Origin of the sequence: Pseudomonas sp. Sample_9 (genome assembly GCF_004307535.1) — a bacterium.
GTDB classification, from domain to species: Bacteria; Pseudomonadota; Gammaproteobacteria; order Pseudomonadales; family Pseudomonadaceae; genus Aquipseudomonas; species Aquipseudomonas mercuritolerans.
Map to the genome: position 1 here is coordinate 1 of NZ_RAZO01000317.1, position 3,886 is coordinate 3,886.

The following is a 3,886-nucleotide window of genomic DNA, read 5'->3' on the forward strand; positions in this document are numbered from 1 at the left end:
TCGAGCAAGGCCAGATCGGCCTGGGCGTTGCTGGCCCGGCGTTGCAGTTGCCAGGCCAGCGCCAGCAGCGGCACCCCTGCTGCCGCAAGACCAAGCAATATGCTGGTCAAGTCCATAGCCATAGCGACTCCTGCCAATCGGATAAAGCCTGAAGGTTAACCAAGGTGTCTGGGCTTGGACAGCTCAGTCTTCGATCAGACCGAGTTCCTGCTGCGCGCGACGGTCGCCGGCGCGGGCGGCCTGACGCAGCAGCTCCTGGCCGATACGCCGGTCACGGGCATTGCCGCACTCCCGGCAAATCAATTGGCCGAGACGGCTTTGTGCGGCGACCACGCCTTCTCGGGCCGGTTGCTTGAGCAGACGGCCAGCGAGGTGTTTGGCGCTGGGACTGTCGCTCAGGCGCGGCGCATCGAGCAGCCACTCAGCCACACGTACGGAAAAACGCTTGGGAGCGGTAACAGAGGTCGGATTGGAGGTAACAGAGTCTGATACTGAGCGAAACTTCATAAAGCACTGCGGGACAGATCGGAAGGCGCGCCACTTTACTCTCTTTTTCTTACAGGTAAAGTCGAAAAAAACCCGGCACGCCCGTGCTAGAGCAAGCGCTAGGGACAATCCACAGAAGCTGTGGATAAGTCAGTGGACAACCGCTCTACGATCCCCGCAAAGCCTTATGGAATGGGGCTCGCAGTCAAACTGACGATTTTTTCACCAACAAAAAAAGACGATATTTTTCATTGACTTAAACTTTTGATACAGGCAGCGACTGGAGTCAGGATCGATGTGACAGTTGCGTTACGCTCTGCGCAACTAATGTGCACAAGTACCTGCGACACGGTTATATGCATGCGCTTTTTCGGGTCATTTTGCGCAACTGCGAACGATCTAAAGGCTCCGCGAAAAGCCTGCACGCCGACGGACGGTGCGACACGACCTTTCCCTGTGATCCCTTTTTTTGGTCATGGGGTTTGCTTCGCCGGAACGGATCCGTTACTATCCGCGGCGTTAGTACCAAGCTGAAAGTCAATTCCGGTCGAATATCTCCCCACGGTCAACTTCCAACAGGAAGCCACTGCCGAAAAAAGCGGGAACGACCCCTCGATGGTTTCCAGGTAAATCTTGCGACGACGCTGCCTTTGAATGAAAGCAAAGGGCGTTGCGAAGAACACTTACTCTGACCGAACCAACCTGCAAATTGATCAGGATCTTCACCCCGGGCCCAGAACCTTTGCCCTCGCTGTGATGCCTGTCCTCCTAAGTACCTACCTGCCAGCCCAAGCGCGCACATTTATCAGCGCTTCAAACTGGCTGCTTTGTTCCAGTCGGGTTCTTCGTTCGATCAATGGTGATCGACGTTACTGGAACGTTTTAACGTTGCACGGTTCTTATCCGTGTCATTTGTAGGAACACCTAATAACTATGTCTACTCAAATCCAGACTCAGGATGCCATTCGCACCCTAACCAACGCTTTTGCTCCAATGAACTGCCTGATCATGGCCGCTCGCAAAGGCTGCTTCAGCTTCACCGTGGTCAATGAACACGGGATCGCTCGTCACAGCGAGCGCTTGTACCCCGATCAATACTCCAGCGCCGAGCCGCTGCAGGCCGTGATCGAGCGTACCCGTCAGGCACTGGTTGCCTGAAAGCCGAACAGGCTGCAAAAGCAAAGCCCTGCTGAAAAGCGGGGCTTTTTATTGCCTGATATTTCACTGTTAACGCTGCGCTTCTAAGCATATTCCGATCTAACGTTTGGAATGCGATGGCAGAAATATTTTAAAAACAGACCTTTACACGCTGAATATGACACTACACTTCAACTCAAGCGGCGTGACCCGCTTGCGGCGAGCCTGATTCGATCCACTGCTGCCAAAGCCCCTTCAGGACTCGCCCTCAATAACAAGAACCGAGGGTGTTATGGGTATCGCTGCCAGCGAACTGTGCCGCTATGTGATCCGTCCCACACTGATTTATCTGGGACGCCACTGCGCAACCGCCGAATCCCTGCTGCTGGGCATCGCTGCCAGCCAGTCCGCCCTCGGCTCTGCCCTGCATGACCGCCGTGGCCACGGCCTCTATCGGATCGCCGAGCACCGCCACCAGGCGCTCTGGGATGATTACCTGGCGCTTGATCCGGAGCGCGCCAGCCTGGTGCGCGGCCTCGCCAGCCAGCACGCATTCCTCAGCGGCCCGCATCTGGAACTGACCGTCAACCTGCGTTACGCCACGGCCATCGCCTGGCTGCTGGTGGAAGAACAAAACCCCACCCTCCCCGCTCCGACCGACCTGCTCGGCATGGCGCGTATCTGGCGCCAGACCTTTCAACCGCAAGGCCGTTTGCGCGACTTCACCTATGCGTGGCAAACCTGTGTTTCACCGCTGAATCAGGTCGCTTGCTGACCGGGCGGTTTCACAAGTTCTCCCATCAGGTCGCCATTTTGGTCGGATTGTCCTACAAAACCGCTCTAACTCAAGGCATACAGGCTATAGCGCTGGGACGAAAATGTTGGTAATTTTCGCCCCGGTGATCACCAGGAGTTCTAATAATGAAAAAAGTCATGCTCAAAACCACCCTTAGCCTCGCCGTTACCCTTGCCTCTACACAAATCTTCGCGGCAGGTTTTGCCCTCAACGAACAAAGCATCAGTGGGATGGGGACTGGTTTTGCCGGGCGATCTTCTTCTGCCGACGACGCAAGCACTGTTTATGGCAACCCGGCAGGCATGGCGCGCATCAAGCGCGAACAAGTCACCGGCGGCGTCGCCCTGGTCGACGCGCATACCGATATCAGCGATACCAGCTCCAGCCCTAATGGCGGCAGCAACAAGGGCGACATGGTGCCCCTCACCGCCGTACCGATGGGCTTCTATGTAAAACCGATCGATGATCACTGGGCATTCGGTCTCGGTGTATATGTGCCATTCGGCCTGATCACGGATTATGAAAACGGCTTCGCCGGTCGTTACTTCGGCAGCAAGTCCGAAGTGCAAGTCATCACCTTCCAGCCAACCGTCAGCTATGCCTTCAACGACAAGGTGTCGATCGGTTTCGGCCCGACCATCAACCGCATCGACGGCTCGCTGGAATCCAACCTGTCGATCACCCAGGCGCTGCCGGACGGCAAGGTCAAGATCAAGGGTGACGACACCGCGCTGGGCTACAACGTCGGCTTGCTGGTCCAGGCCACCGACACCACCCGTGTCGGCCTGACCTACCACTCCAAGGTCGACTACAAGCTTGAAGGCGACACCAAGGTCAACTACAACGCTCTGGCGCTGGTGGGCGTTGGCGCCAACCAGAAGTACGACGCTTCGTTGAAGATCACCACGCCGGAATCCGTGGACCTGTCGGTCACCCAGGCGATCAACGATCGCTGGAACATCTACGCCGGCACCACCTGGACCCGCTGGAGCCAGCTGGACAAGATCACCGTGAAGAACTCCGGCGTGCAACCTCTGCTGGCCGGTCAGTTCGGTTCGATCAACGAAGACCAGAACTGGCATGACTCCTGGGCCTATGCCGTGGGTACCTCGTACCAGTTGAACAAGGAATGGGTCCTGCGTACCGGTCTGACCTTCGACCAGTCGCCAACCAATAACGAAGACCGCTCGCCGCGTATCCCGACTGGCGACCGCACCATCTTCAGTATCGGTGCCGGCTGGAGCCCGACCGACGACCTGACAATCGACGTCGCGTACTCGTACCTGAAAGAAGAGTCGGTCAACATCCGCAACGAAAACGCTCGTGGCCAGACCTACGATGCCAAGTATGAAAACTCGGCAAACGGCTTCGGTGTCGGCGCGACTTACCGCTTCTGATGCACCGTGGCGAGGCTAACCCCTCGCCCACCAAAAAGCCCCGCTCTCTTTACAGAGGCGGGGCTTTTTC

4 protein-coding genes are annotated in these 3,886 nt (G+C 57.0%); 3 read left to right on the forward strand and 1 reads right to left on the reverse strand.

The window, feature by feature from the left end; genetic code table 11:
- Positions 1-183 precede the first annotated feature (183 nt).
- Entirely contained in the window at positions 184-507 is a 324-nt protein-coding gene (locus tag D6877_RS17410; RefSeq protein WP_024012181.1) for a hypothetical protein, read from the reverse strand.
- Positions 508-1,419: 912 nt separating this feature from the next.
- On the opposite strand from D6877_RS17410, the gene D6877_RS17420 reads away from it, so the two are divergent.
- The 3 genes from D6877_RS17420 (at position 1,420) to D6877_RS17430 (ending at position 3,816) form a co-directional block, all read left to right on the forward strand.
- Positions 1,420-1,644: a hypothetical protein gene (locus D6877_RS17420; RefSeq protein WP_016773719.1), complete on the forward strand. Its 225-nt coding sequence runs from the start codon at positions 1,420-1,422 to the stop codon at positions 1,642-1,644.
- A gap of 271 nt (positions 1,645-1,915) precedes the next feature.
- Positions 1,916-2,398 carry a hypothetical protein gene (locus D6877_RS17425; RefSeq protein WP_024012180.1) on the forward strand — a complete coding sequence of 161 codons (483 nt, stop codon included), beginning with the start codon at positions 1,916-1,918 and terminating at the stop codon, positions 2,396-2,398.
- A 146-nt stretch (positions 2,399-2,544) separates the two neighbouring features.
- Positions 2,545-3,816 carry an outer membrane protein transport protein gene (locus tag D6877_RS17430; protein ID WP_130911577.1) on the forward strand — a complete coding sequence of 424 codons (1,272 nt, stop codon included), beginning with the start codon at positions 2,545-2,547 and terminating at the stop codon, positions 3,814-3,816.
- Positions 3,817-3,886 lie beyond the last annotated feature (70 nt).

Bases quoted from the DNA above. Each gene is read 5' to 3' on its own strand.
- D6877_RS17425 (WP_024012180.1), top strand. From the start codon at position 1,916: ATGGGTATCGCTGCCAGCGAACTGTGCCGCTATGTGATCCGTCCCACA.
- D6877_RS17410 (WP_024012181.1), bottom strand. From the start codon at position 507: ATGAAGTTTCGCTCAGTATCAGACTCTGTTACCTCCAATCCGACCTCT.
- D6877_RS17430 (WP_130911577.1), top strand. From the start codon at position 2,545: ATGAAAAAAGTCATGCTCAAAACCACCCTTAGCCTCGCCGTTACCCTT.
- D6877_RS17420 (WP_016773719.1), top strand. From the start codon at position 1,420: ATGTCTACTCAAATCCAGACTCAGGATGCCATTCGCACCCTAACCAAC.